General features: G+C 65.5%; 24 protein-coding genes. 19 read left to right on the top strand and 5 right to left on the bottom strand.

The window, feature by feature from the left end; translation table 11 throughout:
* Window positions 1–274 precede the first annotated feature (274 nt).
* Window positions 275–1,426, top strand: coding sequence for an alcohol dehydrogenase catalytic domain-containing protein (locus BCL93_RS15030; RefSeq protein WP_112056097.1), 1,152 nt, complete (start codon window positions 275–277; stop codon window positions 1,424–1,426).
* Entirely contained in the window at window positions 1,423–2,457 is a 1,035-nt protein-coding gene (locus BCL93_RS15025) for a proline racemase family protein (protein WP_112056060.1), read from the top strand. The genes BCL93_RS15030 and BCL93_RS15025 overlap by 4 nt, the downstream gene beginning before the upstream one ends.
* A gap of 45 nt (window positions 2,458–2,502) precedes the next feature.
* On the opposite strand, the gene BCL93_RS15020 is transcribed toward BCL93_RS15025, so the two are convergent.
* On the bottom strand, window positions 2,503–3,972 hold the full coding sequence (locus tag BCL93_RS15020) for a sigma-54 interaction domain-containing protein (RefSeq protein WP_112056059.1): 1,470 nt from the start codon (window positions 3,970–3,972) through the stop codon (window positions 2,503–2,505).
* A 260-nt stretch (window positions 3,973–4,232) separates the two neighbouring features.
* Here BCL93_RS15020 and speB point away from each other — a divergent pair, with 260 nt between their 5' ends.
* The 6 genes from speB to BCL93_RS14990 all read left to right on the top strand — a co-directional run bounded on the left by speB (window position 4,233) and on the right by BCL93_RS14990 (window position 11,944).
* A complete protein-coding gene (gene speB, locus BCL93_RS15015; RefSeq protein WP_112056096.1) occupies window positions 4,233–5,183 on the top strand; it encodes an agmatinase in 951 nt (316 codons plus the stop codon).
* A 119-nt stretch (window positions 5,184–5,302) separates the two neighbouring features.
* Window positions 5,303–6,688 carry a YjiH family protein gene (locus tag BCL93_RS15010; RefSeq protein WP_112056058.1) on the top strand — a complete coding sequence of 462 codons (1,386 nt, stop codon included), beginning with the start codon at window positions 5,303–5,305 and terminating at the stop codon, window positions 6,686–6,688.
* 11 nt (window positions 6,689–6,699) lie between these two features.
* A complete protein-coding gene (locus tag BCL93_RS15005; protein WP_112056057.1) occupies window positions 6,700–8,328 on the top strand; it encodes a 5-guanidino-2-oxopentanoate decarboxylase in 1,629 nt (542 codons plus the stop codon).
* Between the two features lie 81 nt (window positions 8,329–8,409).
* Window positions 8,410–9,726, top strand: coding sequence for a purine-cytosine permease family protein (locus tag BCL93_RS15000; protein WP_112056056.1), 1,317 nt, complete (start codon window positions 8,410–8,412; stop codon window positions 9,724–9,726).
* The gene (locus BCL93_RS14995) at window positions 9,723–10,472 is read left to right on the top strand and encodes an MBL fold metallo-hydrolase (protein WP_112056055.1); all 750 of its coding nucleotides are present in this window, start codon (window positions 9,723–9,725) and stop codon (window positions 10,470–10,472) included. Before BCL93_RS15000 ends, BCL93_RS14995 begins: the two co-directional genes overlap by 4 nt.
* A 26-nt stretch (window positions 10,473–10,498) precedes the next feature.
* On the top strand, window positions 10,499–11,944 hold the full coding sequence (locus tag BCL93_RS14990) for an aldehyde dehydrogenase family protein (RefSeq protein WP_112056054.1): 1,446 nt from the start codon (window positions 10,499–10,501) through the stop codon (window positions 11,942–11,944).
* 145 nt (window positions 11,945–12,089) lie between these two features.
* On the opposite strand, the gene BCL93_RS14985 is transcribed toward BCL93_RS14990, so the two are convergent.
* Window positions 12,090–12,428, bottom strand: a complete 339-nt coding sequence (locus BCL93_RS14985; protein WP_112056053.1) for a hypothetical protein — start codon at window positions 12,426–12,428, stop codon at window positions 12,090–12,092.
* A gap of 222 nt (window positions 12,429–12,650) precedes the next feature.
* On the opposite strand from BCL93_RS14985, the gene BCL93_RS14980 reads away from it, so the two are divergent.
* The 4 genes from BCL93_RS14980 (at window position 12,651) to BCL93_RS14965 (ending at window position 15,586) form a co-directional block, all read left to right on the top strand.
* Window positions 12,651–13,139: a hypothetical protein gene (locus tag BCL93_RS14980; RefSeq protein WP_112056052.1), complete on the top strand. Its 489-nt coding sequence runs from the start codon at window positions 12,651–12,653 to the stop codon at window positions 13,137–13,139.
* A 210-nt stretch (window positions 13,140–13,349) separates the two neighbouring features.
* Entirely contained in the window at window positions 13,350–14,036 is a 687-nt protein-coding gene (locus BCL93_RS14975; protein WP_112056051.1) for a type 1 glutamine amidotransferase domain-containing protein, read from the top strand.
* A gap of 138 nt (window positions 14,037–14,174) precedes the next feature.
* Window positions 14,175–14,987 (top strand): 2,5-didehydrogluconate reductase DkgB, encoded by an 813-nt coding sequence (dkgB, locus tag BCL93_RS14970; RefSeq protein ID WP_112056050.1) that lies wholly within the window; start codon window positions 14,175–14,177, stop codon window positions 14,985–14,987.
* A gap of 185 nt (window positions 14,988–15,172) precedes the next feature.
* Entirely contained in the window at window positions 15,173–15,586 is a 414-nt protein-coding gene (locus BCL93_RS14965; RefSeq protein ID WP_112056049.1) for a hypothetical protein, read from the top strand.
* Between the two features lie 21 nt (window positions 15,587–15,607).
* On the opposite strand, the gene BCL93_RS14960 is transcribed toward BCL93_RS14965, so the two are convergent.
* Both BCL93_RS14960 and BCL93_RS14955 read right to left on the bottom strand, forming a co-directional pair.
* Window positions 15,608–15,823: a hypothetical protein gene (locus tag BCL93_RS14960; RefSeq protein WP_112056048.1), complete on the bottom strand. Its 216-nt coding sequence runs from the start codon at window positions 15,821–15,823 to the stop codon at window positions 15,608–15,610.
* A gap of 186 nt (window positions 15,824–16,009) precedes the next feature.
* Window positions 16,010–16,570, bottom strand: a complete 561-nt coding sequence (locus BCL93_RS14955) for a DUF1439 domain-containing protein (RefSeq protein WP_112056047.1) — start codon at window positions 16,568–16,570, stop codon at window positions 16,010–16,012.
* Between the two features lie 163 nt (window positions 16,571–16,733).
* Between BCL93_RS14955 and BCL93_RS14950 the strand changes: the two genes are divergently transcribed.
* Window positions 16,734–17,531, top strand: a complete 798-nt coding sequence (locus BCL93_RS14950; RefSeq protein WP_112056046.1) for a TlpA family protein disulfide reductase — start codon at window positions 16,734–16,736, stop codon at window positions 17,529–17,531.
* A gap of 189 nt (window positions 17,532–17,720) precedes the next feature.
* A complete protein-coding gene (gene rapA / locus BCL93_RS14945) occupies window positions 17,721–20,663 on the top strand; it encodes an RNA polymerase-associated protein RapA (protein ID WP_112056045.1) in 2,943 nt (980 codons plus the stop codon).
* Between the two features lie 197 nt (window positions 20,664–20,860).
* Here rapA and BCL93_RS14940 read toward each other — a convergent pair whose 3' ends face one another.
* Window positions 20,861–21,766: a TIGR01777 family oxidoreductase gene (locus BCL93_RS14940; RefSeq protein ID WP_112056044.1), complete on the bottom strand. Its 906-nt coding sequence runs from the start codon at window positions 21,764–21,766 to the stop codon at window positions 20,861–20,863.
* A gap of 318 nt (window positions 21,767–22,084) precedes the next feature.
* Between BCL93_RS14940 and BCL93_RS14935 the strand changes: the two genes are divergently transcribed.
* From BCL93_RS14935 to BCL93_RS14915, 5 genes are all read left to right on the top strand, one after another.
* Window positions 22,085–23,101: an NAD(P)/FAD-dependent oxidoreductase gene (locus BCL93_RS14935; protein ID WP_112056043.1), complete on the top strand. Its 1,017-nt coding sequence runs from the start codon at window positions 22,085–22,087 to the stop codon at window positions 23,099–23,101.
* Between the two features lie 178 nt (window positions 23,102–23,279).
* Entirely contained in the window at window positions 23,280–23,648 is a 369-nt protein-coding gene (locus BCL93_RS14930) for a sirohydrochlorin chelatase (RefSeq protein ID WP_112056042.1), read from the top strand.
* 152 nt (window positions 23,649–23,800) lie between these two features.
* Complete coding sequence (locus BCL93_RS14925) at window positions 23,801–24,712, top strand: MerR family transcriptional regulator (RefSeq protein WP_112056041.1); 912 nt, start codon at window positions 23,801–23,803, stop codon at window positions 24,710–24,712.
* Between the two features lie 74 nt (window positions 24,713–24,786).
* Window positions 24,787–26,235 (top strand): deoxyribodipyrimidine photo-lyase, encoded by a 1,449-nt coding sequence (gene phrB, locus BCL93_RS14920; RefSeq protein WP_112056040.1) that lies wholly within the window; start codon window positions 24,787–24,789, stop codon window positions 26,233–26,235.
* Window positions 26,236–26,262: 27 nt separating this feature from the next.
* Window positions 26,263–26,721 (top strand): nuclear transport factor 2 family protein, encoded by a 459-nt coding sequence (locus tag BCL93_RS14915; protein WP_112056039.1) that lies wholly within the window; start codon window positions 26,263–26,265, stop codon window positions 26,719–26,721.
* Window positions 26,722–26,781 lie beyond the last annotated feature (60 nt).

Below are 26,781 nucleotides of genomic sequence, written 5' to 3'. Positions count from 1 at the left end.
CCTTACACAAGCCAACGTCTTGCACAGGCCAGCTCCACAAGCTGAGCGCAGGGCCAGCGCCGTAATTTGACGCCATCCTGATCGGGTAAATCAAGTAGTTACCGGCTCTAGTCACAGCCATACCACGTAAATAATTTCTCCTGCGCATGGGGTTCCTCGCGGCTACTCTTCGGGTGCATATTGTCGGCTAGATGCTCGACAACGCTAACTATCTGACGACAAGAGGAGACCCGCTGTGCCTGCCGACACACCGACCGATCAGCTACCCACCTCCATGGCCGCGATGCTTTTGACCGGCCATGGCGACATCGACAAGCTCGTCTACCACGATGACGTGGCGGTGCCCCAGCCGGGACCCGGCGAGGTGCTGGTGCGTGTCACCGCAACGGCCAAGAACAACACCGACCGCAAGGCCCGCGAGGGGCTTTACCCCACCAAGGACAAGGGCGATGTCACGTCCTTTGCCATGGGCGGCTCGCCGACGCTGACCTTCCCGCGCATCCAGGGCGCCGATGTGGTCGGCCATGTGGTCGCGGTCGGGAAAGGCGTGGCCAGCGTCCGGATCGGTGAGCGCGGCCTTCTCGACTTCAACCTCTACCCCGATGAGCGCCGCGACCTGAACCTGGTGCCGGATTACTACGGCCACGGCGCCGACGGCGGCTTCGCCGAGTACATCGCCGTGCCCTCGGATCAGTTTCATGCGGTCAGCAACCCGGGGTTACATGATGCCGAGCTTGCCGCCATGGGCATGTGCTCCTACCAGACCGCCTACCACATGATGACGTCCGCTCGGGTCTCGGCCGGCGAGCGAGTGCTGGTCACCGGCGCCAGCGGCGGCGTGGGCACGGCGCTGATTCAGCTGTGCCGCATCGTCGGTGCGATTCCCTATGCACTTAGCCAGCCGGACAAGGCCCAGGCCCTGCTCGCGCTGGGCGCTGAAGCCGTACTGGACCGCGGCGACATGACGGACTTTACCGAGCAGGTGAAGGCCGTTACCGGCGGCGCGCCCATCGATGCGGTGATGGACCTGGTCGGTGGCGAAATGACCGATCGCTTCATCGACACCATGATCTTCGACATGCGCCGTCGCAGCACCTACCCGCGCCTGTCCATTGCCGGCGCCAGCGGCGGCAACCTCAGCGAGATCATGTGGACACGCGTCTATCTTTACCAGGTGCAGATCTTCGGCGTGTCACACGGCACCCGTGCCGAAGCCGAACAGCTCGTCGAATGGATCCGCAGCGGCCAGCTCAAGCCGGTGCTGCACGCCGCCTTCAAGCTCTCCGCCCTGCACGACGCCGAGCGCTACTTCGTCAATCGCGGCAGCAACTACCTGGGCAAGATCGTGATCGTGCCCGATGCCCAGTGGGCCAAGCACGGCGCCCCCTTCGCCCTTAACGACGCCCCTCAGGAGAGCGCCCAATGAGCCAGCCGCTGAGCTTTCAACTGATCGACACCCATGCTGGCGGCGACGTCAGTCGCATCGTCATCGGCGGCATCGCGCCGTTGCCCGGCGCTAGCGTACGCGAGCAGATGCACTACCTGCGCGATGACGCCGACGGCCTGCGCCGGCTCTTGCTCGAGGAGCCCTACGGGATTCCCGAGATGTCGGTAGACCTGATCGTACCGGCCACCGATACGACCGCCGCGGCGGGCTACATCATCATGGAGGTGATGGGCTATCCCATCTATTCCGGCTCGAACACTATCTGCACCGCCACCGCGGTGCTTGAGAGCGGCATCGTGCCCAAGCAGGAGGGGCACCAGCAGTTCAAGCTGGAATCGCCGGCCGGGCTGGTGCAGATCGATGCACGGGTCGAGAACGGCGTGGTCGAGTCCATCACCTGCGAGGGCTTACCCAGCTATATCGACACCTACCAGGCCAGCATTCAGGTGCCCGGCATCGGCAAGGTCACCTATTCGATTGCCTACTCCGGCGGTTTCTATGCGCTGGTGGATGCTACCGAGCTCGGCTTCTCACTGGTGCGCGAAGAAGAGCGGGCACTGGCCGAGTGCGCCCACAAGATCGTCGAGGCCATTCAGGCCGAGCGCGGCTTCTCTCACTACAGCCTGGGCGACGTGGGCCCGCTGCCCTTCCTGCACTTCATGGGCCCGGTCGAACGGGTAGCGGACGATTTCTATCGCTCGCGATCGACCACCTACGTACACCCCGGCGTGATCTGTCGCAGCACCACCGGCACCGGCACCTCGGCACGTCTGGCACTTATGCACCACGAGGGCCGCATCAAGCCGGGCGACAGACTGGAAACCGTCTCGCTGCGCGAGACCGGCTTTATCGGCGAGTTCACCGGCACCCACTTGGAAGGCAGCCAAGCGGTGGTGGAAAACACCATCACCGGCAAGGGCTATGTGTTGGCCCGCTCGGAGATCGTCGTCAACGGCGACGACCCGATGGTGGAATGCCAAGGGCTTCGCCATATCCTGACGCAGGGCTAGCAAGCGACAGGAAGGAAAGAAGAAAGAACAGACGCTAGGCGCCCCCTATGACGCCGGATTGATGCGCAGCCCATGGCGCTGCATCTTGCGCACCACGCTTGGCTGGCTGATGCCCAGCCGTTCGGCGATGGCATAGCTGCTGCCAAGCTCACCGCATAGCGACGCCAGAATGTCGCGTTCGATGCGCGCCATGGCGTCCTTGAGACCCTCGCCCTCGGCCAGCCGACCCGCGCCCGTCCCAGCGGCGGGCGGTCTTGCCCGTGCCTGGGGCTCACTCACTGGGCACTCACTCACGTGGGGGTCGTTGACCGCGGACAGGGCATCCCCTTCGGGCGTCGCGATCACGCGCTCCGCGGCCGACAACCAGGCGCGCTCCAGCCAGTTCTCAAGCTCGCGTACGTTGCCCGGCCAGTCGCGTCCCATCAACTCCTGCCAGACGCCACTGTCGAGAATCTTGTCGCCGCCATAGCGACGGTTGAGCTGCTTGAGCTGGCGCTCGACCAGCCCGGGAATGTCCTCGCGGCGCTCCCGCAGCGGCGGCAGGGTCACGGGAATCACGTTCAGCCGGTAATACAGATCGAGCCGGAAACGGCCTTCCTCCACGGCCTCGGCCAGGTTCTGGTTGGTGGCGACCACCAGCCGGAAGTCGACCCGACGCGGCGTGGTGTCGCCCAGCCGCATCAAGCTACCGTCCTGAATGACCTTGAGCAGCTTGGTCTGCATCGCCAGCGGCAGTTCGCCGATCTCATCGAGAAACAGGGTGCCGCCGGCCGCCTGCTCCAGCAGGCCGGCCTTGCCCCTGGGATTGCTACCGCTGAACGCCCCCGGCTGATAGCCGAACATTTCCGACTCGAACAGGCTCTCGGGGATGGCGCCGCAGTTGACGTCGATGAAGGGCCCGTCGCCCCGCGCGCTCCAGCGGTGCAGCTGCCGGGCGAAAGCGGTCTTGCCCACACCGGACTCGCCCAGCATCAGTACATTGGCATCGGTCGGCGCGACGCGCTTGAGCAGCAGGGCGATCTCCTGCATCACGCTGCTGCGCACTTCCAGTACGCCAGAAAGGCCTGCCAGTGCCGGGTCCTGTTCGCCGGCCGCCGCGCCCTCTCCGACGCTGCGCTTGAGGTGGTCGCTGAAGCGCTGCTGCAGCAGGGCGTACTCCTCCTGAAGCAGCTGAAGATCGGTTAAATCCATCGAGCGGCTGACCACGCAGGCCAGCCGCCCCTCGCTGAACACCGGATGCGCCTGGGCGACCACCCGCCGACCGGTGCCAGTGTGCTGCAACAGCTGCGCCGGCTTGCCGGTGCTGAGCACCTCGAGGCTCACCGAAGGCTTGAGCACGCCCTCCTCCACCAGGGTGCGGACATTGCTGCCACGCAGCGCCTCGCAGGACATGCCATAGACAGCGGCGGCCCCGGGGCTTACGTCGCGCACCTGGCCGCCGGCATCGACCACGAAAAAGTGATCATGCGCGGTATCAATGATGGTTCTGAGAATGGCGCTGTCCAGCTCGCTCATGAGGTGTCCTCGGCCGATACACTTTTGAATCAATGATGCAAAGATGCATCATCATCGCCCACCAGGCAATGCATTACTGCATCGCCGATGACCCAACTTGTTGAAATTCAATGATGTGAAAGTTGGCACGTTTCCTGCTCTATAACCCCATATAGGGATTCCTGACCGGGACGACTGATCAGGACTCTTTGCAAGGACTCTTACAGGGGCTCCTGACAAGAGACGCCTTGAATACCGACACCAAGAACAAGGAGCAGGACGTGAGCGACTTCAACCAGCCATTAGGCGGCAATGACATGCCACGTTTCGGAGGCCCGGCCACCATGATGCGGCTGCCGACACAGGAATCCGCCGCCGGCCTCGACGCCGCCTTCATCGGCATTCCGCTGGATATCGGCACCTCGAACCGTCCCGGTGCCCGCCTGGGGCCGCGTCAGATTCGCGATGAATCCCGCATGCTGCGCCCTTACAACATGGCCACTCGCGCGGCGCCCTTCGACAGCCTGCAGGTTGCCGATATCGGCGATGTGCCGATCAACACCTTCCACCTGCCCAAGAGCATGGACATCATCAGCAACTTCTACGATGAGGTCCTCTCCCACGGCTGCGTGCCGCTTACCCTGGGCGGCGATCACACCGTGACGCTGCCGGTGCTACGCGCTATCGCCAAGAAACACGGTCCGGTGGGGCTGATCCATATCGATGCCCATGCCGACGTCAACGATCACATGTTCGGCGAGCCGATCGCCCACGGCACCCCGATCCGCCGCGCCCAGGAAGAAGGCCTGCTCGACAGCCGCCGGGTCGTCCAGATCGGCCTGCGCGGCACCGGCTATTCCGCCGACGACTTCGACTGGTGCCGCGACCAGGGCTTCCGCGTGGTCACCGCCGAGCAGTGCTGGCACAAGTCGCTCGAGCCACTGATGGCCGAGGTGCGTGAGCAGATGGGCGATGGCCCGGTGTATATCACCTTCGACATCGACGGCCTAGACCCGGCGTTCGCCCCGGGCACCGGCACCGTGGAAGCCGGCGGTCTGACTATGCCCCAGGGCATGGAGATCGTGCGCGGCGCCCGCGGCCTCAACGTGGTCGGCGGCGACCTGATGGAAGTCGCCCCGCCCTACGACACCAGCGGCAACACCGCGCTGATGGGCGCCACCCTGCTCTACGAAATGCTCTGTGTGCTCCCGGGCGTCATGCATCGCGACTGACGGCTGACGTCCTCAAGAGACGTCACCACTGACTCGGCCAGCGGCAAGCCCCTGGCCGCCACGTCTGAATGACACACCCAACACCCTAAGCCCATTACAACTCCAATAGGGAACACCTCATGTCTTCATCACTAGACTCGACCGACGAGATTGCCACCCACCCCGAGCCGCTGAACCGCCGAGGGCTACTGAAATTTCTGATTCCTTCGTTGCTCGGGGTCGGTCTGTTTCTGGTGCCCTTTTCGGTCAACGACTCCATCAACATCGGCATGGGGCTGATGGCCGATGGCCTGAAGGCGGCACTGGGCGACGCCCTGCCCGCCATCGCCGTGTTCGTGCTCTGCCTGTCGGTGGTCCTCACCGCCGTGGTCAAGCTCGCCAAACCCGCTTGGGGCAAGCAGGGCATCGGCAAGGAGCTCTTCGATGTGGCGCCGCTGTGGTTTGGCATGCGCGGCCTCGGCGCGCTGTTCGCGCTGATGACCTACTTCCAGGTCGGCCCTGCATTCATCACCGCCTCCTATACCGGCGGCGTGATGCTCAACGACCTGGCGCCGGTGCTGCTGACGTTCTTCTTCTTCGCGGCGATTCTGCTGCCGCTGCTGGTCGACTTCGGCTTCATGGAGTTCATCGGCAGCCTGGTGCGCAAGCCGTTTCGGATGATCTTCGGCCTGCCCGGCCGCAGCGCCATCGACGCCACCGCGTCCTGGATGGGCTCCGGCACCGTGGGGGTGCTGATCACCACTCAGCAGTACGAGCAGGGCTACTATAACCAGCGCGAAGCGGCGGCCATCGCCACCAACTTCTCGATCGTGTCGATCGCCTTCGCCCTGCTGGTGACCAGCTTCATCGGTATCAACCACCTGTTCGTGCCGTTCTATCTGACCGTGGTGGTCTCGGGACTTATCGCGGCGATCATCGTCCCGCGCCTGCCGCCGCTGTCACGCAAGGCGAATACCTACCATGAACCGGTCGGCTGCCAGATCGCCGAAGAAAGCACCGGCGACATGGGCCTTTTCCGCTACAGCCTGAGCATCGCCGTGGCACGCGCCGAAACCGCCCCCGGCCCCCGCGCGCTGGTTCGTGTCGCGCTGTTTAACGTCGCCGACATCTTCCTCGGCCTGTTGCCGCTGGTGATCGCCATCGGCACGGTCGCCCTGGTGCTCGCCGAATTCACGCCGCTGTTCACCTGGCTTTCCTACCCGATGGTGCCGGTGCTCGAGTGGCTGCAGATTCCCGAGGCAGCGGCCGCCGCGCCGGCGACGCTGGTGGGCTTCGCCGACATGTTCCTGCCGGCGGTGCTGGCCAAGGACATCGATAGCGAACTGACCCGCTTCGTGATCGCCTGCCTGTCGCTGACCCAGCTGATCTATATGTCGGAAATCGGCGCCCTGCTGCTCAAGTCGAAGATCCCGCTGAAGCTCTGGGAACTGGTGGTCATTTTCCTGCTGCGCACCGCCATCACTCTGCCGATCATTGCCCTGATCGCCCACGTCTTCGTCTTTTGAGGAGTTCCACGATGACCTGTGCCGACCTTCTCATCGCCCTGCTGCGCGACCGTTACGGCGCCGATACCGTCTTCGGCATTCCCGGCGTGCATACCGTCGAGCTCTACCGGGGCCTCGCCGACAGCGGCCTGCGCCACGTCACGCCGCGCCACGAACAGGGCGCCGGCTTCATGGCCGACGGCTATGCGCGAGCCACCGGCAAGCCGGGGGTCTGCTTCATCATCACCGGCCCCGGCATGACCAACATCGCCACGGCGATGGGTCAGGCACTGGCGGACTCGGTGCCGATGCTGGTGATCTCGAGCGTCAATCGCCGCGACACCCTGGGTCGCGGTCAGGGTCGGCTGCACGAGCTGCCGAGCCAGCAGCAGCTGCTGGCCGGCGTCGCCCGCTTCAGCCATACCCTGCTCGACCCGGCGGCCCTGCCGGAGGTGCTGGCCCGGGCCTTCGCGGTCTTCGAAGGCATGCGCCCGGGGCCGGTGCATATCGAGATTCCCATCGACCTGTTCGATGCGCCGGTGGCGGTACCCACCCAGTGGAGCGCACCGATCATTCATCGCCCGGCACCTGACCCGGCGGGGCTCGCCACCGCCGCCGCTTGGCTGCATGAAGCCCAGCGCCCGCTGGTCCTGCTGGGCGGTGGCTGCGCCTCAGCGCCTGAGGCGGCCCGCGCGCTGGTCGAACGCCTGGATGCGCCCACCGTCACCACCATCAACGCCAAGGGGCTGCTGGGCTGTGGCGAGGGCGAAGGCAGCGATGGCCGCTCGCCGCGACACCCGCTTGACCTGGGGGCCAACGCCGCCCTGCCCGCCGTGCGCGAGCTCGCCCGTAACGCCGATGTCATTCTCGCCATCGGTACCGAGCTTGGCGAGACCGACTACGATGTGGTGTTCGACGATGGCTTCCTGCTGACGGGCCGGCTGATCCGCGTCGATCTCGACCCCGAGCAGCTGGTGCGCAATCAGTCGCTCTCCCTTGGCCTGATCGCCGATGCCGGCGCCACCCTTAACGCTCTGCTGGCCCACTTCCCGACCGCCCTGTCGCGTCAGGGACACCTGCGCACCGCCGCGACGATGGAAGCCCTGGCGCTAGAGCAGGACCCGGCGTTCGCGCCCTTCGTGCCGCTGTTCGAAACGCTCGCCGAGGTGATGCCCGAGGCGATCCTGGTCGGCGACTCCTGCGCACCGGTCTACGCCGCCAATCACCTGGTCGCCAAGTCCGAGCCGCGGCGCTTCTTCAACGCCTCCACCGGCTACGGCACTCTCGGCTATGGCCTGCCCGCGGCTCTCGGCGCCAAGCTGGCTCGCCCGGACCTGCCGGTGGTGGCGCTGGTCGGCGATGGCGGCGTGATGTTCACCCTCGCGGAGATCGCCACCGCTGTGGAGGAACGCCTGCCGGTGGTGATCCTTTTGTGGCACAACGGCGGCTACGAAGAAATTCGTCGCTACATGGCCGCTAACGGCGTCACCCCTATCGGCGTCAACCTTCATGCCCCCGAGTTCCAGACCCTGGCAAGCGGCTTTGGCTGCCTGGCCACTCGGGCCGACGACCCTGCAAGCCTGGCCAAGGCACTAGCGCAGCGCCCCGAACAGGGCCCTCTGCTGATCGAGATAGATGCCCATCGCTGGTCCGCCGGCTGATGGTCTCGACCTGAACGTATCCGTGGCATCGAAACATCCCGCACCATCCCTTCATCCCATCCCTCGATAAGGAAAACAATAATGAGCCAATCCTCGTCTCCCTTCGGCCAGGACACCCTGTCCGCCGATAACGTCGAACGCAGCCTGGGCATGCCTGGCACCTTCGCCCTGTGGCTGGGTGCCAACGTGGTGGTCACCACCATCCTGACCGGCATGCTGCTGGTGCCTAACCTGAGCTTCCTGCATGCCATGCTGCTGGTGCTGATCGGCTCCGCGGTCGGCATCATTCCGCTGGTACTGATCGGCCTGATGGGCCAACAGACCGGCATGACCACCATGGTGCTGGCGCGCGGCACCTTCGGGCGCCTGGGGGCGATGTTCCCCGCCTGGGTCAATCTGTTCGCGCTGGTCGCCTGGAGCTGGATCCAGGCGCTGCTGGCCGGCATGAGCCTCGACTATGCGGTGTCCAGCCTGACCGGCTATTCCAACGTCGCGCTGTTCACGGTGCTCTGCGAGGCATTGGTAGTGATGATCACCCTGCGCGGTCACCTGGGCATCGAGAAGGCCGAAAAGCTCGCCGCCGTGCTGATGCTGGTGCTGTCCGGGGTGGTGGTCTTCGCCCTGGCAAGCAACTACGACCTGCCCTCGATCACCGACATGGAAGCGACGGGCGCCCTCGGTGCCGGCGTGGCCTTCGATATCATCATCGCCACCGCCTTTTCGTGGATTCCGCTGGCCGCCGACTACAACCGCCACTGCCGCTCGCCCAAGGCCGCGGTCATCGGCACCTGGAGCGGCTATGTCACGGCCACACTGACAGCCATGGGCCTCGGCGCCACCGTCTCGGCCCTGTCGGTCTCCATCGGCTTCCCGCAGACCTATGACCCGACCCAGCTGCTGAGCAGCTTCGGCTTCGGGCTGCCCGCCGCTCTGGTGATCTTCTTCTCGGTGCTGACCACCAACGTGATGTGCGTCTACAGCGCGACCCTGTCGTACATGAGCGTGCGCACCCGCAGCCCCTTCTGGAAGCCGGCCCTGATCATCGGCGTCATCTCGGTGCTGGGCTCGCTGATTCCGGGCATCCTCGACCAGTTCCAGACCTTCCTGCTGATCATCGGCAGCGTCTTTATCCCGGCCTTCTCGCTGATGATCGTCGACTACTTCCTGGTCGGCCGCGAGCGCTACACGCCCAAGCACCTGATCACTGACGCCGCGACCCTGCCGGCGATCAATCCGCAGGCGCTCGGTTGTTACGTGGTCGGGGCGGTGCTCGCCTACTACTGGAACTGGGTCTCGCCGCTGAGCTTCGGCGCCTCGCTGCCGGTGTTCGTGCTGACCGGGGCGCTCTACTTCGTCATCAGCAAGCTGACCAAGCGCCAGCAAAGGGTCGAGGCATGAGTTCAGCAACGTCACGCCTCGAGCGCATCGCGCCGGATCAGTGGTATCGCATCCAGCGCCTGAGTGATGGCATCACGCTGATCGACGAGCCGTGGATCAAGCCGTTCTTCCGCTGCAATCTCTGGCATGTGCGCGGACGCGATCGCGATCTGCTGGTGGACTTCGGCCTGGGCGCCGTCCCCCTGCGCCGGCATGTTGCTCTGCTCGCCGAACGCGATCTGGTCGGCGTGGCCAGCCACACCCACTTCGATCATATCGGGGCGGCCAGCGAGTTCGACTACTGCCACGTGCATGCTGCCGAGGCCGACATCCTCGCCGCGCCAGACAATGCCCGCACCCTGGCCGACGCGTTTCTGAATGATGAGATGTTCGATGCCCTGCCCCCGGCGCCCTATGCCCACAGCGGCTACCGCATCCCCGTACCGCCCAAGATCGCCCACCTCGAAGACGGCGACGTCATCGATCTGGGCGACCGGCGCTTCGAGGTCATTCACACGCCGGGCCACTCGCCCGGCGGCATCGCGCTTTGGGAAGCCGCCAGCGCCACCCTGATCTCTGGTGACCTGGTCTATGACGGCCCGCTGATCGAGGACGCCTGGCACAGCAACCTCGATGACTATGCCGCCAGCATGCGGCGCCTGCGCGCCCTGCCGGCCCGCGTCGTTCACGGCGGCCACTTCCCGAGTTTTTCGGGTGAGCGCCTGAACACCATGATCGACGACTGGCTTGCCCATCACGACCTATGACATCTCTACCTATGACGGAGCGCGTCATGCAAAAGCTCGACCAGCAGTTCATCAATAATCATTGGGTGGCCAGTCACGGGCAGCGCCGACTGGCCGTCATGGACCCGTTTCGCGAAGAGGTGATCGCCGAGGTCACCGCCGGTGATGCGGCCGATGTCGAGGCCGCCGTCAGCGCGGCTCGCCAGGCGCAGCCGGCCTGGGAAGCCCTTGGCGGTAATGCACGCGGAGACTACCTGGACGCCTTTGCCGAGGCCCTGAGCGCACGCCGCGAGGCGCTGATCAGGCTCTCGTCCACCAACAACGGCAAGGCGCTGATGGAAGCCGGCATCGACCTGGACGATGCCATCGCCTGCTACCGCTACTATGCCGGTCAGGCCCGCGCCCTGGAGGCCCGGCAGGGACGCCTGGTGGAACACGCCATGGCCGGCGTCGAAGCCCGCTGCTATGAAGACCCGGCCGGCGTGGTCGGCCTGATCGCGCCCTGGAACTTCCCGCTGGTGACCAGCGCCTGGAAGCTCGCCCCGGCGCTGGCCGCCGGCTGCACCGCAGTCTTCAAGCCGTCGGAAGTCACGCCGCTGCCCGAGCTGGCGCTGGCCGAGATCGCCCTCGAGATCGGCCTGCCCGCCGGCGTGCTCAACCTGCTGAACGGTGACGGCGACGGCATCGGGATCCCCCTGACCCAGCATCCCGGCATCGACAAGCTCTCCTTCACCGGCAGCAACGCGGTCGGCGAGAAGGTCATGCAGGCCGCCGCCCGGGGCGCACGCGGCGTCTCGCTGGAGCTCGGCGGCAAGTCGCCGATCCTGGTGCTCGACGATGCCGACGTCTCGCAGGCCGCCGACTGGGTGATGGCCGGCATCTTCTTCAACAGCGGCCAGATCTGCTCGGCCACCTCGCGACTGATCGTCCATGAAGCGATCAGCGAATCGCTGTATGCCGCCCTTTGCGAGCGTATCGATGCGCTGACGCTGGGCAACCCGCTGGATGAGGCCATCGACATGGGCCCGATGACCAGCGCCCGTCAACGCGATGCCGTGCAGTCCTATCTGGCGCTGGCCGAACGCGAAGGGCTCGAGGCCGTCCGCGATGCCCGCCATCGCACCCTGCCGGGTCAGGGCTACTTCCTGGCACCGACGCTGTATCGCGACGTGCCTACCGATAGTCGCCTGTGGCGCGAGGAAATCTTCGGCCCGGTGCTGTGCTCAAGGAGCGTGGCAAGCGAAGAAGAGGCGATTGCGCTCGCCAACGACTCGGCGTTTGGCCTCGCCGCCACCGTGATCAGCGGCGACGCCGAGCGTGCCAAGCGCGTCGGCCGCGCCCTCAGGGCCGGCAGCATCTGGTTCAATACCGAGCAGCTGGTGCTGCCCGAGACCGGCTGGGGCGGCTTCGGTATCAGCGGCATCGGTCGCGAGCTGGGCCCCTGGGGACTTGCCGGCTATCTCGAGGTCAAGCACATCGTCGGGCCGGCCTGAGCCCGGCCCCTAAGCCCAGAAGTGAGGCTGCCAAGCGACCGTCCGGCCAGCCTTGCCCGCACATAAAAAGAGACCGCCGAGGCGGTCTCTTTTTAACGTTCGATCTTGCGCCCAGTTAGCGCCCGATCGTCGGACGCGGGAGCCATCAGGCAGCGCCGGGCACCGCGGGGAAGTGGGTGAGGGCGTGGTGATAGAGGATGCTGGCATAGCCGTTGCGGTGGAGAAGCTTGTGAATCTTGGCCGGGTCCTGATCCTCGAGAGCGCGGCGCAGCTTGGCCTGCTGCTCGGCGTCGATCGCCTCATGCCAGTGGAAGGGCCTGCCCTCGGCCAGGGCCTCTTCGGCCTGCTGCATGAGGTCGATTTCCACTCGCCCGCCCTGCTGATAGAGCAGGTCGAAGCCTTCCTGGCGCTCCGCGGCGGGAACGTCGCAGGGCTTCTCCATCGCTTCCAGTACATTGACGTAGTAATAGCTAAGCGGCTGCATCTCGGCTCCTTTTAAGGGAATTGTTGTCTTGCCAACGAGCGTTTTGCCGTATTTGCCGACCACCTCTCAACGGGGTGGCGCTCTTCGAGTGTATCTCACCCATGGCGATCCGACAGCCACCCTCGCGCTTGCGCTTGAGACCCCATCACTGCTCTGGCGTTGCCATACTCATGGGGACCCTGTAGGGGTAATCTCTGGAATCCGCTCATTGGCAGGTGATTCATGGCTCGACGTCCCTTTGCTCTCTCGACAACCGACGTTTCCTCGACAACCGACGTTTCCTCGACAGCCACGGCGTCCTCGACAGCGACCACCGCAACCGCCTCACCTCAGCCGGCCTGGCTCAAGGAGTGTCTGATCTCACTGGCGATCGCCGCGCTGATCTCCGGGCTGTCGCTGGGCGCGGGCCTCACCTGGCAGGCACAGGGCCTGGGTTGGCTGGCGGCCGGGCCGCTGGTGGCCGCCATTGGCTGGAGCCTGGCCTGGGGGTTCGTGCTGATACGCCATCTGCACCAGTCACTGATCGGCGTCCTGGGCTTCTGGCTGGTTCAGGGTGCGCTATGGCACGGCAGCTACCGGGATGGACCGCTTGGCGGACTCGAGATACCGCTGCTGGTCCTCTGGGCGCTGATGCTTGCCGGCCTGGCCTTGACCCTGCTGGCGCTCTGGCTTGGCAAGGCTCGCAGCAACCGCAACAGGGCGAGGCTGTAAAGTCGACCCACCTTCAAGAGCACTTCGCGAGCAGGCGCGCACGCTGGACCAGGTTCCCGTTCAGCATATGCACATACCGCATATCTTGTATCAGTATTCATCAGTTCTCGAATACAGCCTGTGTCTCTAGGATGGCTATCATTAATTCGCCGCCTAGGGCGGCAAGGCATCACTTGTTACCGTTTTCCAAGCCATCACCAGGAGCCTCACATGAGCAAACGTATTCTGATGGTACTGACCTCTCACGACCGTCTCGGCAATACCGGCAAGAAGACCGGCTTCTGGCTCGAAGAGCTGGCGGCACCCTACTATGCCTGCCTGGATGCCGGCGCCGAGGTGACCCTGGCATCCCCCCTGGGCGGCCAGCCGCCGCTGGACCCCACGAGTGACGCGGAAGACAGCCAGACCGACGCTACCCGTCGCTTCAAGCAGGACGATGCGGCCAACGCCAAGCTGGCCAGCACGCACCGCCTGTCAGACATGAAGGCCGACGACTTCGACGCCATCTTCTATCCGGGCGGCCACGGCCCGCTGTGGGACCTGGTCGACAATAAAGATTCGATCCGCCTGATCGAGACCTTCTGGGCTCAGCAGAAGCCGGTAGCGGCGGTCTGCCATGCGCCCATCGTGCTGCTCAACGCACGCGATGAGTCAGGCGCGCCGCTGGTTAAGGGCCGCGAGGTCACCGGGTTCACTAATGGCGAGGAAGACGCCGTAGGCCTGACCGAGATCGTTCCGCAACTAGTCGAGGATGCGCTGATCGGCTGCGGCGGCATTTACTCCAAGGCCGACGACTTCACTCCCTACACTCGCCGGGATGGCCGTCTGATCACTGGCCAGAACCCGCCCTCCTCCGAGCCAGTGGCCAAGGTGCTGCTCGAGGCTCTCGGCCTCTGAGTCGCCACGCGCCGTCATCGACGCGTCTCATCCCGCCCTTGAATCCGGCGGGATGATCCCAAGATTTATTAGTCAGCTATCGAGCATGGCGAGAGGTACTCGCCAAGCCCGAATCTTCATCACTGTCACGGAGGTTGCATGACTCAGCACACCGCTATTCCCAATCCCGGGCTCGGCACCTTCCGTCTTAAGGGCGATACCCTCAAGAGCGCCGTCAGCAACGCCCTGGAACTGGGCTATCGCCATATCGATACCGCCCAGATGTACGGCAACGAGGCCGAGGTCGGCCAGGCGATCGCCGAGAGCTCGGTGCCGCGTGACGAGATTTTCCTGACCACCAAGGTCTGGCACGACACGCTCACTCCCGATGCTCTCAAGAAGAGCGTCGACGAGAGCCTGGACAAGCTCGGCACCGATCACGTCGACCTGCTGCTGATCCACTGGCCGTCGCCGAACGATGAGGTGCCGATGCGCGATTACCTCACCGCTCTGCGCGAGGTACAGAAGGCCGGCAAGACCCGTCATATCGGCGTGTCCAACTTCACCATGGCGCAGATCGACCAGGCAGTGGATATCCTCGGCGAAGGCGCACTGCTGACCAACCAGATCGAGGTCCACCCCTTCCTGCAGAACCGCGCGCTGGTGGAGCACTGCAAGCGTCACGACATCGCGGTCACCGCCTTCATGCCGCTGGCCGTCGGCAAGGTGATGGAGGACGAGACCCTCAAGCGCATCGCCGCGAACCATGACGCCACCCCGGCACAGGTCACCCTGGCCTGGCTTCAGGCGCTGGATATCGTGACCTTCCCGTCGTCTACCAAGGCCGATCACCTCAAGAGCAACATCGAGGCGCTGAAGATCACCCTGAACAACGACGAGCTCGACGAGATCGCGACGCTCGACCGGGGTGAGCGCATCGCCAACCCCGACTTCGCGCCCGACTGGGACTGATCACGAGGGACGGCAGCGACATAGATAAGATGTAGACGAAATAAAAAAGGGCGGTGGCCATGAGCCACCGCCCTTTTTTGCGTCTCGATAGGCCCAACCACTCGCACGCATAGCGACAATTCAGCGGCATGGCGCCTCGCCGTACGCAACACTCATGGCATAGACATGGCAATCAGGTGGCCACGATGCAGCGACTATCCCTGGACAAGGCAACCCTCAGGGTTCGTGATCTCGATGCGCTGACGCTGGCCTTCGGTGAGTTGCTGCCGCTGTTGATCGCTACCCCAACAGGGGCGGTTTTCGAGCTGGGCAGCGATGCCCGAGGGCATACCCAGGTACTGATGCTGGTGATGAGCGAAACGCCATCGCCACCACGACGCATGACCCTCGAAGTGCCCGACGCCGACTTTCCAGCGCTGTGTAAACGCCTGACCGCCCGCGGCGCCCGCCTCTACCAGAGCCAGGGCAGCAGTTCCCCGGGCTGTGCCTGGCGGGTGCTGAGCTGTCCACTGCCCGAGGGGCATCATCTGCAAGTGGTCACCATCGACCCACGGCGCTGTGCGCCGGTGAGCATCCGGCCCGCCGCCGCGGGCGCCTGAACGCCCCTCTGGGCGCCGCCCTCAGCCTCGATCCGCCTGCTTGCGCTGACGATTGCGCCGATAGGTCCTCGCCACCGCCAGTGCCAGTGCTGACGCGACCATCAGCCCAAGCGTCAGCCCCTGCCAGGGGCGAGCGGCGTCGCCCATCACGGTTTCCAGGGTAATGACGGCGATCAGACCAACGGCCTGACTCGCTATTGCCAGAGCGCGCAGGATGTCGAAGGCAGGCTTGGCCATGGAAGCTCCCGGTGTGGATCGTTTGACCCGGTGTGGATCGTTTGAATCGTGTGAGGGGTGTGGATAAATCAGAGTCACGACTGAGACGCCACCCTCGCGTGGCACCTCATGATACCCAATGCCGGCGGCCGAATCCGTCGCCTTGGCGGCGGCTGGCCTGGCCTGGCTAGTTTTGTCTCGTCTCGTCTAAAGCCCCGGCTTCAGCACCAGCTTGCCGGGCTCGATATCCAGCGTCACGGCTCGCGACGCCAGGCGCTCCTTCCAGCCCCAGCCCATGGCGTCCGGGTCCAGGCGATACACCGGTACGCTCTCCAGGGTCTGGGCGACCAGGCGCACCACCATATCGGTGATCGGGGCGACATCCACCGGCAGCCAGGGCGCGTCGATGCGGCTGTCGAGCAGCGTCAGGCGACGCAGGTAAATCGCCCCCTCATCGTTGTCGTAGTAGGGCATGCCCTCAAGACTCAGCGACACATCGGCGGGCAGGTTGGAAGCGAAGGCGTTGACGGCGACGCGACCGGCGACCGCGATGCGCACCACGTCGCGACCGTCCGGGCCGACGGCAAGATCGGTGGACGTAAGCTTCAGCGACAGCGGCGAACCGGCCTTGAGCTGAGCCCGGTCGAAGCCTTCCACGGCCGCCGTCAGCTCTTGCTGCAGGGTGTCTTCGCTGACCGAATAGGAAAGCGTGGAGCAGCCACTCAGGCCAAGCAGGCAGATCAGAATCAAGGGGACAAGGTGGCGCATCGGGGAGCCTCCGGCAGATGGATGCGGCCATCCTGTCCCATTCTTGCCCTTGCGCCAAGAGCCAGCGCCTCTTTCCACTGACGGTCACGCCGTCCTCCCCGTGACAGCCATCGGGCCAGGCAGTAGGCTAACTTCTTTTCGCTACTTACCGGAGCCCGACGACATGGATGCCCTGGCCCTCGGTCCGCTGTTGATCTCGCTGCCGCGCCTCTATGCGCTGACGGCGGCTCTTGTTCTGCTGGTCCTCAGCCTGGTGCTGCTGGGCCTGCCGCGGCGCGCTCATACCCGCTGGTTCAATGGCCTGCTGCTCAGTTGGCTGGTCGCGGCGCGCCTGGGGCATGTGCTCACGCACCTCGACAGCTTCGCCACAGCACCGCTGGATGCCCTCAAGTTCTGGCAGCCAGGTTATCTGGGCCTGGCGGGGCTCGCCGCCGCCAGCGTCTGGACGGCCTGGACGCTGCGTGACCACATGGGGCGCATGTTGGGCGGCCTGGCGCTGCTGCTCGGCTGCTCGGTGCTGTGGCTGGCACTGGTCGGCTGGAATCCGCTGGGGTCGAGCGCCACCCTGCAAAGGCTGCCTGAGCTGACGCTTGAGAATCTCGACGGCGAGCCCATCGCACTGGAGTCGCTCAGCGGCCAGCCGGTGCTGATCAATCTGTGGGCCACCTGGTGTCCGCCCTGCCTGCGCGAGATGCCGCTACTCGCTGAGGTGGCCAGTCGCGATGACATCACCGTGGTCGCCGCCAATCAAGGGGAAGAGCTCCTTCAGGTCGTGCGCTACCTGGACGATAACAACCTCAGCTTCGACCAGGCCCTGCTCGACCCGCAGCAGCGCCTGGGCGTGATCGCCGAGTCGCCGGGACTGCCCACCAGCCTCTACTTCAATGCCGACGGCCGGCTGATCGAACGTCATGTGGGCGAACTCACCAGGGCCCAGCTCGACGCCTGGACGACGCGCTGAACGCTCGCTCTGCCCACTCGTTCATCCCCAGGGCCGCATGACGTCACTGACATGCGGCCATCGTCTTCCCGGCTGACGCCTTACCTACTTAAGCCGCGCCCCGCTTTGCTGTAAGATACCGCGCCCTGTCGTCGTCGGCCGCTTTGTGCCGGCTGCGTGCGCATCGACCCTTTCAGTATCCGAGGCAGCATGAGCGAATTTTCTCCCGGCCAGCGCTGGATCAGCGACGGCGAAGCCGAGCTGGGCCTGGGCACCGTCCTGAACTGCGATTTCCGTACCGTCACCGTGCTGTTTGCCGCCAGCGAGGAAACACGCACCTACAGCGTGCGCCAGGCCCCCCTGACCCGCGTGGCCTTCGGCAGCGGCGACCGCATCCAGTCCGCCGAGGGCTGGCAGATGCTGGTCGACGACAGCAAGGAAGAGCGCGGCCTGATCGTCTATATCGGCGAGGACGACCAAGGCCAGCTGCGCGAACTGCCCGAAGCCCAGTTGGCCGACACCATGCAGTTCGACCAGGCCCGGGACCGCCTGCTGACCGGCCAGGTCGACCGCAACGACTGGTTCAACCTGCGCTTTCGCACCCTGCACCACCACAATCGCATCGAGCAGAACCCGGCGCTGGGTCTCGCCGGCCCCAAGGTCGACCTGATCGATCACCAGCTCTACATCGCCGACGAGATCACCAACCGCCACGCCCCCCGGGTGCTGCTGGCCGACGAAGTGGGCCTGGGCAAGACCATCGAAGCCGGCCTGATTCTGCACCGGCTGCTGCTCACCGGCCGCGCCGAACGTGCGCTTATCCTGGTACCGGACAGCCTCACGCACCAGTGGCTGGTCGAGTTGCTGCGCCGCTTCGCCCTCAATGTCACCCTGCTCGACGAGCACCAGAGCCAGGCCCACAGCGAAGGCAATCCCTTCGAGACCGGCCAACTGGTGCTGGCGAGCCAGCAGTGGTTGTTCAACAACCCGCACCGTCAGGCCCAGGCCGAGGCCTGCGAATGGGACATGCTGATCGTCGACGAGGCCCATCACCTGGACTGGACCCCGGACGAACAGGGCCCCGGCTATAGCTGCGTCGAGCGCCTGTCGAGGACCATCGACGGCGTGCTGCTGCTGACTGCTACCCCCGAGCAGATGGGCCTTGAGAGCCACTTCGCACGGCTGCGCCTGCTCGACCCGGACCGCTATCAGGACCTCGAGCGCTTCAAGGCCGAGGAGGCCGGCTACGTGCAGGTGGCCGAAGCCATCGATGCCCTGGAGACGCTGCCCGCCGCCACCGCAGCCGAGGGCGACGCCGCACGGGCACGGATCGACGCGGTGATCGACGACGCCGACAGCCAGGCCCTGCTCGATACCCTGGTCGAGCCGGAGAGCGACGACGCCCAGCGCGAGGCCGCCCGGCGCCAGCTCACCGAGCAACTGCTCGATCGCCATGGCACCGGCCGGGTGATGTTCCGCAACAGCCGCCGTCACGTCGGCGGTTTCCCGGCTCGCGAGCTGCACGTCAGCGAGCTCGCCCAGCCTTCGGCCTATCGCCGGGTGCTGCGCCGAATCGAACGCGACGAGGACTACCTCGACGAGCTGTTGATCGAAACCGGGCTCGATCACCCTGACGTGCTGATCTATCCAGACGCCATGTACCGGGCGCTGGGCGAGGACCCGCTCAACGCCGAGCCCTGGTGGCAGTTCGATCCCCGAGTGACCTGGCTGCTCGAGCAGCTCACCGAGGTCGGCGACGACAAGATGCTGGTCATCGCCCATGACCGCGACACCGCCCTCGAGCTCGCCGAAGGCTTGCGGGTGCTGGGCGGCGTGCATGCACCGGTGTTCCACGAGGGCCTGACTCTGGTCGAGCGCGACCGCGCCGCGGCCGCCTTCGCCGACACCGAAGACGGCTGCCAGGTGCTGGTGTGCTCGGAGATCGGCTCCGAGGGCCGCAACTTCCAGTTCTGCCGGCACCTGGTGATGTTCGACCTGCCCCAGCATCCTGATCAGCTCGAACAGCGCATCGGCCGCCTGGATCGCATCGGCCAGCAGCACACCATCCAGCTGCATGTGCCGGTCTTCGAACAGAGCCCCGGCGCCCGCCTGCTGCGCTGGTACCGGGAAGGGATGGACGCCTTCAGCGCCCCCCACGGGATCGGCAGCGAGCTGTTCGACGCCTTCGGCGACGAGCTGGCCGAGGCGCTGCTCGACGAGGAAGGCCTCGAGGAGCTGATCACCGAGACCCGCGCGCTGTTCGAGACCAAGCTCAAGGAGCGCGAGGCCGGTCGCAACCGCCTGCTCGAGCACAACGCCTGCCGCCCGGCGCGCGCCGCCAAGGTGATCGAGGCGATTCGTGAGCTTGACGATGACAAGGCGCTGCCCCGCTATCTGGAACAGGCGTTGGATATCTTCGGCGTCGACAGCCAGGAACTCGGCGGCGAGATTGTGCACCTGCAGCCGAGCCCGCAGATGCTCGACGGCCTGCCGGGGCTGGTGAAGGGCGAAGACGGCTTTTCGGCCACCCTGTCCCGCAGCAAAGCCCTGGCCCGGGACGACGTTCAGCATCTGTCCTGGGAGCACCCACTGGTGCGCGAGATGATGGGCCGTCAGCTCGATGGCAACATGGGCAACACGGCGCTGGCCCTGCTCAAGCACCCGGCGATTCCCGGCGGCCGTCTGATGACCGAGCTGGTCTTCCGCACCCACTGCCCGGCGCCCAAGAAGCTGCACATCAACCGCTTCCTGCCGGCCACCGCGGTGCGCGTACTGCTCGACGAAACCGGCAACAACCTGTCGTCGAAGGTCTCCTTCGGTGGGCTCGCCAAGAACCTAACCAAGGTCAAGAAAGCGGTGGCCCGCGACCTGATCAAGGACCGCCACGATCAGCTGCGAGAGCTCTTGACCCAGGGCGAGCAGGAAGCCGAACGGGAACTGCCGAGCATCGTCGAGGCCGCCCAGACCCGCATGCGCGAGACCCTGGACGGCGAGCTTTCTCGCCTCAAGGCGCTATCCCGTCACAACCCGGCGGTACGCGAGGATGAGCTGAAGGCCCTCGCCGATACCCGGGCCACACTGGACAGCGCCATCGAAGGCACCCGGCTGCGCCTGGATGCGGTGCGGGTGATCGTCACCATCGACACCGACTAGCTCGGCGCTGACGGGCTTTGACCACTCGCGCCACGCGGGCGCCCGCTTGCGGACAAGCCCCAAGGCATCGATGGAACCCAGCGCGCCCGGCCAAGTTGGCCGGGCGCGCTGGGTTTTACGGAAATGTTGGTGCTAAGGGAGATGCTGGTGCTAAGAGATATGCCGGTGCGGAGATAGCCGCACCGGCTGTGAAAGGCCTAGCGCCCGAGGATCGCCGTCAGCGCCTGATCGAGAGTCGGGTACTCGAAGCGAAAGCCGGCTTTCTCGAGGCGCGCCGGGCGCATGTCGGCACCAGTCAGCAGCAGGTTGGCCATGTCGCCGAGGCCTACCTTGAGCACGCAGGCCGGCACCGCCATGAAGGCCGGCCGCTTGAGGTGCCGGGCCAGGGTGGCGGTAAAGGCGGCGTTGGTCTCGGGCTTGGGGGCCGAGGCATTGAAGGGGCCGCTGAGCTCCTCGTGCTCGAGCAGAAACTCGAGCAGCCGCAACATGTCCTCACGGTGGATCCAGGGCATGAACTGACGCCCGCTGCCGAAGGGGCCACCCAGCCCCAGCTTGAAGGGCGTGAGCATCTTCGCAAGGGTTCCACCGTCTTTCTCGAGCACCAGCCCCGTGCGCACCAGTACGACCCGAACGCCATGGGCCTCGGCTGCCTTGGCCTCCTGCTCCCAGCGTTCGCATAGGCGGTGGGCGAATTCATCGTGCGGCGAGGTGTCCTCGGTCACCCGGGTGTCGCCCTGGTCGCCGTAGTAGCCCATCGCCGAGCCGGAGATCATCACCCGCGGCGCCGCGCCCTCCTCGGCAAGCTGACCGCACAGCTTGACCAGCTCCCGGGTGATATCGACGCGAGAGTCCACCAGCCGGGTCTTCTGCGCCTCGCTCCAGCGCTTACCGGCGATCGATTCGCCGGCGAGGTTGATGATCGCCTCTGGCCGCGCCTCGGCGAATGCCATTACCGAGTCCGCGATCCTCGCATCCGCCGGCAGCAGGTCCCGCGCGCTGGCCGGATCCCGGGACACCACCAGCAGGTCGTGTCCCGCCTCGGCCAGGCGTTGGCACAGGGGCCTACCAACGAAGCCGGTTCCACCAGTGACCAGAATACGCATGCTGCCTCCTAGAATGCTGAATCGAATGTGATACCTACCGACGTCGAACCGTCTCGCCTTGGCAAGCTAACCCGAGGAAAGATGCTGCCACAGCGCCTGAGAACAAAAATCCGTGGACAGCGGGCTGAGAACAGGAGCCTGATAACAAGCGTGGCTCATGACGATCCTGCCACGCCAGGACTCGCTGCCTGCATCAGTCCCAGAAGGCGGTGGCGGACCACCGCAGGACAGGCTAAATGTTATACAGCGTTTGTACGACTCTGTTAACCTAGTAACTAATCGCTGCAGCGCCAGCCACGCCAGTCTCCCGGAGGATTCATGACTGCCACCCCTTCCATCGCCATTATCGGCGCCGGCCTATCGGGGCTCGCCTGTGCTCAGGTACTCGCCGATCGCGACATCTCAAGCGAGGTCTTCGACAAGGCACGTGGACCGGGCGGCCGCCTGACCAGCCGTCGGCTGCCCGGCGCCGTCGTCGATCTGGGGGCTCAGTATTTCACCGTCCGCGAGGCACGCTTCTCCGAGCAAGTCGAAGCCTGGCGCAAAGCCGGGCTGGTGGCTCCCTGGCCGCAGCGACTGTGGCGGGTAGAGGCCGACGGCTGGCAGCCCCACTATGACGATCAAACGCGCTACAGCGCCGCGCCGCGCATGAGCGCCCTGACACGTTCGCTGGCCGAAGGCCTCAATCTGCATGTCCAGACACGCATTACCGCCCTGCACCAGAAAGCCGACGGCTGGTGGCTGGCCGACGACACAGGCCGCGATCATGGCCCCTATGCCCGGGTAGTGGTCACGGTGCCCACTCCTCAGGCCGAGCCGCTGGTCGCGCCCCACGACCCGGCGCTGGCCGCCGACTGCCTCGCCATCGTGCAAAAACCCTGCTGGGCTGGCCACGTGGTCTTCGATGAGCCCCTGCCGGAACTGCCTGGCGTCGATGCTGACTGGCAGGCCGCCTTCGTCAATGTCGGCCCGCTGGCCATGATCAGCCGCAACGACACCAAGCCCGGCCGCCAATCGCAGGACGAAAGCCTGACCCTGCTCGCCAGCCCCGAGGCCAGCACTGCCTGGCTGGAGGACGATGCCGATACGGTAGCAGAGCGGCTATTCTCGGCCTTCGAGACATTCTACGCCCAGCCGTTACCCAAGCCGCGCCTCATCGGTGCTCACCGCTGGCGCTATGCCAGGCCATCCGGACCGATCTCGGGCCCTGGCTACCGGCTCAGCGCCCGGGGCATTGCACTGTGTGGCGATGCCTTCCGTTCGCCACGAATCGAAGGGGCCTGGCTGTCCGGGCACGACCTGGGCCAAGCCCTGGCCGCCGAGATCGGTCGCTAACGAGATCGGTCGCTGAGAAGTGGTAAGAAGTTGATAGTTGGAAGACTGATAGCTGAGAGACTGGCCCTCGGCCAGCCCCATGACCGGTAACGCCGCTACCACCAGTCGCCCTGATGAGGCCCGGCGTCGGCGTTGCCACCGATACGACCGCTCATTTCCTGCACGCCAAGAGGTTTTCATGTCACACGCCCTGATCCTGCTCGCCCACGGCTCTCGTGATCCGCGCTGGAAGGCCCCCTTCGAATCCCTCGCCGAGACCCTGGCGGGGCGTCTCTCTACCCCGTTGCGCATGGCCTACATGGAGCTCTGCGAGCCGTCGCTGGAAGCCACCGTGGCCGAGCTTCGCGACAGCGGCATCGAGCGGGCCGACATCCTGCCGCTATTCTTCGCCGCCGGTCGTCACCTTCGCGAAGACGTACCGGGGCAGATCACCGCCCTGGGCGAGGCCCATCCCGATATCGAACTGACGCTGCTGCCGCCGGTGGGCGAGCATCCGGCCTTCGTCGATGCCCTGGCCGGCATCATCGACGAGCGCGCCAACGGCTGATCCGCGGCGGTAACGGGACGCCGCTCGCCCCACACTTTGTACAACATCATTGCCTTGTATAATATTTTGCACCATTCTTAGGCCCATCAGCGACGTAGCGCAGTGTTTGCCGGTCGCTGTTTCGACTGACACAGCGAGAGGCTCCCCAGCGCATGACTACCAAGGCGACCCACCCGGCCGATACGCCGCTCTATCCCATTCGTGAGGTTTCGCGATTGACGGGGGTCAACTCGGTGACCTTGCGGGCCTGGGAACGACGCTACGGTCTGATTCGTCCTCAGCGCACCGCTAAGGGCCACCGCCTCTACGCCTACGAAGACGTGGAGCGTGTCGAGCATATCCTGCAATGGCTCAATCGCGGCGTACCGGTCAGCCAGGTGCGCGAGCTGCTTGACCAGCCGGCGCCGGCCGAGCCTCAGGCGCCTGCTATTGGCGACTGGGCGGGTCAGCGCCAGCAGTGGCAAGCCGCCGTCGAAGCCCTTGATCTCGAACGCCTGGATACGCTCTACCATCAGGCCATGACGCTCTACCCGGTGGCCACCTGCGTCGGCGAGCTGTTCAAGCCGCTGGTCGCGTCGCTCGAGGAAAACTGGGGCGACCAGCTCGGCGCGGCGCTGCAGCGCGCGACCCTGGAATCCTTCCTGCGCAGCCGTATCGGCACCCGCCTGTATCACGGCAACCAGGTGGGCACCGGCGGTCTGGTGCTGATCAGCCGGTTGCCGGACGCCCACGGCATGCTCTGGGAGCTGCTGATCGCCCTGACGGCAAGCGACGCCGGTTATCGCGTGCAGCTGTTCGACGACGCCCTGCCCCTCAGCGAGATGCCGCTCGCCGTGCAACGCCTGAACGCCGCCGCCATGCTGGTGTGCAGCGGCCAGGCCGAGCGCACCGAACTGTTCCGGCGCCAGCTGCCCAAGCTCGCAGAGCAGCTCACCGTGCCGCTGGGCCTCTGCGGGCCGGTGGCGCGCATCCGCGAGCAGGAGCTGAGCGATACTCAGGTAGCGGTGCTCGGCGATGACCCGCTCCAGGCCATCTCCCGGCTCAAGCCGCTGACGCGAGGCTGATCGCGGCCAGCCCCGAATCACCCCTGACACGGCCTCCTCAAACACGGTTTTCCCTCACAATGACAGGAGTGATCATGCAAGGTGTGACTCAGGCTGGCGCTGCCCCTCGACTGGTCTGGCTGCGCAGCGATCTGCGACTTCACGACAACACTGCCCTGAGTGATGCTGCCCGTCAGGGCCCGGTGATCGCCGTCTTCCTGCGCTGCCTGCCCCAGTGGCAGGCCCACGGCCACGGGGCCAACAAGCTCGACTTCCTCAATCGCGGCGTCGCCGCCCTGGCCGAGGATCTCGCCGGTTACAACATCCCGCTGCTGCACCGCGAGATTGATCACTTCGATGCCGCCCCGGCCACCCTGCTCGCCCTGGCCGAAGAGGTCGGCGCCTGCGCCCTGCACTTCAACCGCGAATACCCCCTCAACGAATGGCGCCGCGATGAAGCGGTCATCCATGCCTTCGACCGCCAGGGCCTGACGGTCAAGGCGTACACCGACGCCATTGCCTTCGCCCCCGGCGAGTTGCGCACCGGGCAAGGCGCCTACTACAGCGTCTTCACGCCCTTCGCCAAGGCCTGGCACCGGGCACTCACGCCCGAGCGCCTGGCCCTGCACGACGCACCCGCCGTCCAGGCACCGCTTGAAATCTCAAGCGAACCGATACCCGCGCTGCCCGCCCTTTGCGACGCCCCCGCCGCACCGGAGCGCTGGCCCGCCGGCGAGCAGGCCGCCGCCGATCGGCTGGAGCGTTTCCTGCGCTTTCGCGGCCGCCACTACAAGGCGCAGCGCGACCTGCCGGCGGTCGCCGGCACCAGCGAGCTCTCCCCCTATCTGGCGCTGGGGATGCTTTCCTTTCGTCAGTGCTGTCAGGCGGTGCTGGCCGAAAACGACGGCCGACTCGACGAGGGCGACGCAGGCCTTACCGCCTGGGTCAACGAGCTGGTCTGGCGGGAATTCTATCAACACATCGTCATCGGCTTTCCTCGAGTGTGCCGTCACCGGGCCTTTCAGCAACACACCGAGGCCCTGGCCTGGCGCGACGACGAGACCGCCTTCACGGCCTGGTGTGAGGGACGCACCGGCTATCCGATCGTTGATGCCGCCATGCGCCAGCTGGTCGAGACCGGCTGGATGCACAATCGGCTGCGCATGGTCACCGCCATGTTCCTGACCAAACATCTGCTGATCGACTGGCGCCGCGGCGAAGCCTTTTTCCTGCGCCACCTGATCGACGGTGAGTTCGCCGCCAACAACGGCGGCTGGCAGTGGGCCGCGTCCACCGGCACCGATGCCGCCCCCTATTTCCGCATTTTCAACCCCACCACCCAGTCCCAGCGCTTCGACCCGGAAGGCACCTTCATCAAGACCTATCTGCCCTCTCTGGCGACGCTTTCGGCCAAGCAGCGCCATGCGCCACCGGCAGGCGATCTGCTCGGCCAAGCCGACTATCCGGCGCCGATCGTCGACCACAAGGCCGCCCGCGCGAGGGCGCTAGACGCCTTCAAGGCCCTCAAGAGCGACGCGTCCTGACGGGGCGCGCCCTGAACAGGAGTCATCATGTCTCGTGACCCGGCCCTCGACGCTTTCTGCGCCTTCTTCAATAAGCTAGACAAGACCTGTACAGATCAGTTGGGCAACGTATACACTGATGACATTGTCTTTCAGGACCCGCTGCACCGCATCGAGGGACTGAGCGAACTTGAAACCTACTTCGCGGCCTTGTACACCCATGTAGAGGAATGTCAGTTCACCTTCCACCATCAGCAGCGCCAAGGCGACACCGCATTCGTCACCTGGACCATGACGCTGCGCCACCCCCGCCTGTCTGGGGGAAAGGCCTATGAAGTGGAAGGTTGCTCACGGCTGACGTTCGCGCCGCCCCGGGCCGGCAGCGACCAAGAACCACAAAAGGTGCAGCACCACCGCGACTACTTCGATGCCGGGGAACTGCTCTATGAGCGGCTCCCCGGGCTCGGCTGGGTGATTCGTCACCTCAAGCGACGCGCCGGGGCCTGAAACCCATTGGCCACTGCCGACGTAGCTTATAGAAATGCCGCCGCAAGAAGGACCGCGAGG

The organism is Onishia taeanensis (assembly GCF_003268885.1).
GTDB classification, from domain to species: domain Bacteria; phylum Pseudomonadota; class Gammaproteobacteria; order Pseudomonadales; family Halomonadaceae; genus Onishia; species Onishia taeanensis_A.
Note: the sequence above shows the minus strand (reverse complement) of the source record. Positions and strands in the feature narration are given on the sequence as shown.

What these genes read in the sequence shown, in the direction of transcription:
- BCL93_RS15030 (WP_112056097.1), top strand. Translation starts at nt 275, where the DNA reads ATGGCCGCGATGCTTTTGACCGGCCATGGCGACATCGACAAGCTCGTC.
- BCL93_RS15025 (WP_112056060.1), top strand. Translation starts at nt 1,423, where the DNA reads ATGAGCCAGCCGCTGAGCTTTCAACTGATCGACACCCATGCTGGCGGC.
- BCL93_RS15020 (WP_112056059.1), bottom strand. Translation starts at nt 3,972, where the DNA reads ATGAGCGAGCTGGACAGCGCCATTCTCAGAACCATCATTGATACCGCG.
- BCL93_RS15010 (WP_112056058.1), top strand. Translation starts at nt 5,303, where the DNA reads ATGTCTTCATCACTAGACTCGACCGACGAGATTGCCACCCACCCCGAG.
- BCL93_RS15005 (WP_112056057.1), top strand. Translation starts at nt 6,700, where the DNA reads ATGACCTGTGCCGACCTTCTCATCGCCCTGCTGCGCGACCGTTACGGC.
- BCL93_RS15000 (WP_112056056.1), top strand. Translation starts at nt 8,410, where the DNA reads ATGAGCCAATCCTCGTCTCCCTTCGGCCAGGACACCCTGTCCGCCGAT.
- BCL93_RS14995 (WP_112056055.1), top strand. Translation starts at nt 9,723, where the DNA reads ATGAGTTCAGCAACGTCACGCCTCGAGCGCATCGCGCCGGATCAGTGG.
- BCL93_RS14990 (WP_112056054.1), top strand. Translation starts at nt 10,499, where the DNA reads ATGCAAAAGCTCGACCAGCAGTTCATCAATAATCATTGGGTGGCCAGT.
- BCL93_RS14985 (WP_112056053.1), bottom strand. Translation starts at nt 12,428, where the DNA reads ATGCAGCCGCTTAGCTATTACTACGTCAATGTACTGGAAGCGATGGAG.
- BCL93_RS14980 (WP_112056052.1), top strand. Translation starts at nt 12,651, where the DNA reads ATGGCTCGACGTCCCTTTGCTCTCTCGACAACCGACGTTTCCTCGACA.
- BCL93_RS14975 (WP_112056051.1), top strand. Translation starts at nt 13,350, where the DNA reads ATGAGCAAACGTATTCTGATGGTACTGACCTCTCACGACCGTCTCGGC.
- dkgB (WP_112056050.1), top strand. Translation starts at nt 14,175, where the DNA reads ATGACTCAGCACACCGCTATTCCCAATCCCGGGCTCGGCACCTTCCGT.
- BCL93_RS14965 (WP_112056049.1), top strand. Translation starts at nt 15,173, where the DNA reads ATGCAGCGACTATCCCTGGACAAGGCAACCCTCAGGGTTCGTGATCTC.
- BCL93_RS14960 (WP_112056048.1), bottom strand. Translation starts at nt 15,823, where the DNA reads ATGGCCAAGCCTGCCTTCGACATCCTGCGCGCTCTGGCAATAGCGAGT.
- BCL93_RS14955 (WP_112056047.1), bottom strand. Translation starts at nt 16,570, where the DNA reads ATGCGCCACCTTGTCCCCTTGATTCTGATCTGCCTGCTTGGCCTGAGT.
- BCL93_RS14950 (WP_112056046.1), top strand. Translation starts at nt 16,734, where the DNA reads ATGGATGCCCTGGCCCTCGGTCCGCTGTTGATCTCGCTGCCGCGCCTC.
- rapA (WP_112056045.1), top strand. Translation starts at nt 17,721, where the DNA reads ATGAGCGAATTTTCTCCCGGCCAGCGCTGGATCAGCGACGGCGAAGCC.
- BCL93_RS14940 (WP_112056044.1), bottom strand. Translation starts at nt 21,766, where the DNA reads ATGCGTATTCTGGTCACTGGTGGAACCGGCTTCGTTGGTAGGCCCCTG.
- BCL93_RS14935 (WP_112056043.1), top strand. Translation starts at nt 22,085, where the DNA reads ATGACTGCCACCCCTTCCATCGCCATTATCGGCGCCGGCCTATCGGGG.
- BCL93_RS14930 (WP_112056042.1), top strand. Translation starts at nt 23,280, where the DNA reads ATGTCACACGCCCTGATCCTGCTCGCCCACGGCTCTCGTGATCCGCGC.
- BCL93_RS14925 (WP_112056041.1), top strand. Translation starts at nt 23,801, where the DNA reads ATGACTACCAAGGCGACCCACCCGGCCGATACGCCGCTCTATCCCATT.
- phrB (WP_112056040.1), top strand. Translation starts at nt 24,787, where the DNA reads ATGCAAGGTGTGACTCAGGCTGGCGCTGCCCCTCGACTGGTCTGGCTG.
- BCL93_RS14915 (WP_112056039.1), top strand. Translation starts at nt 26,263, where the DNA reads ATGTCTCGTGACCCGGCCCTCGACGCTTTCTGCGCCTTCTTCAATAAG.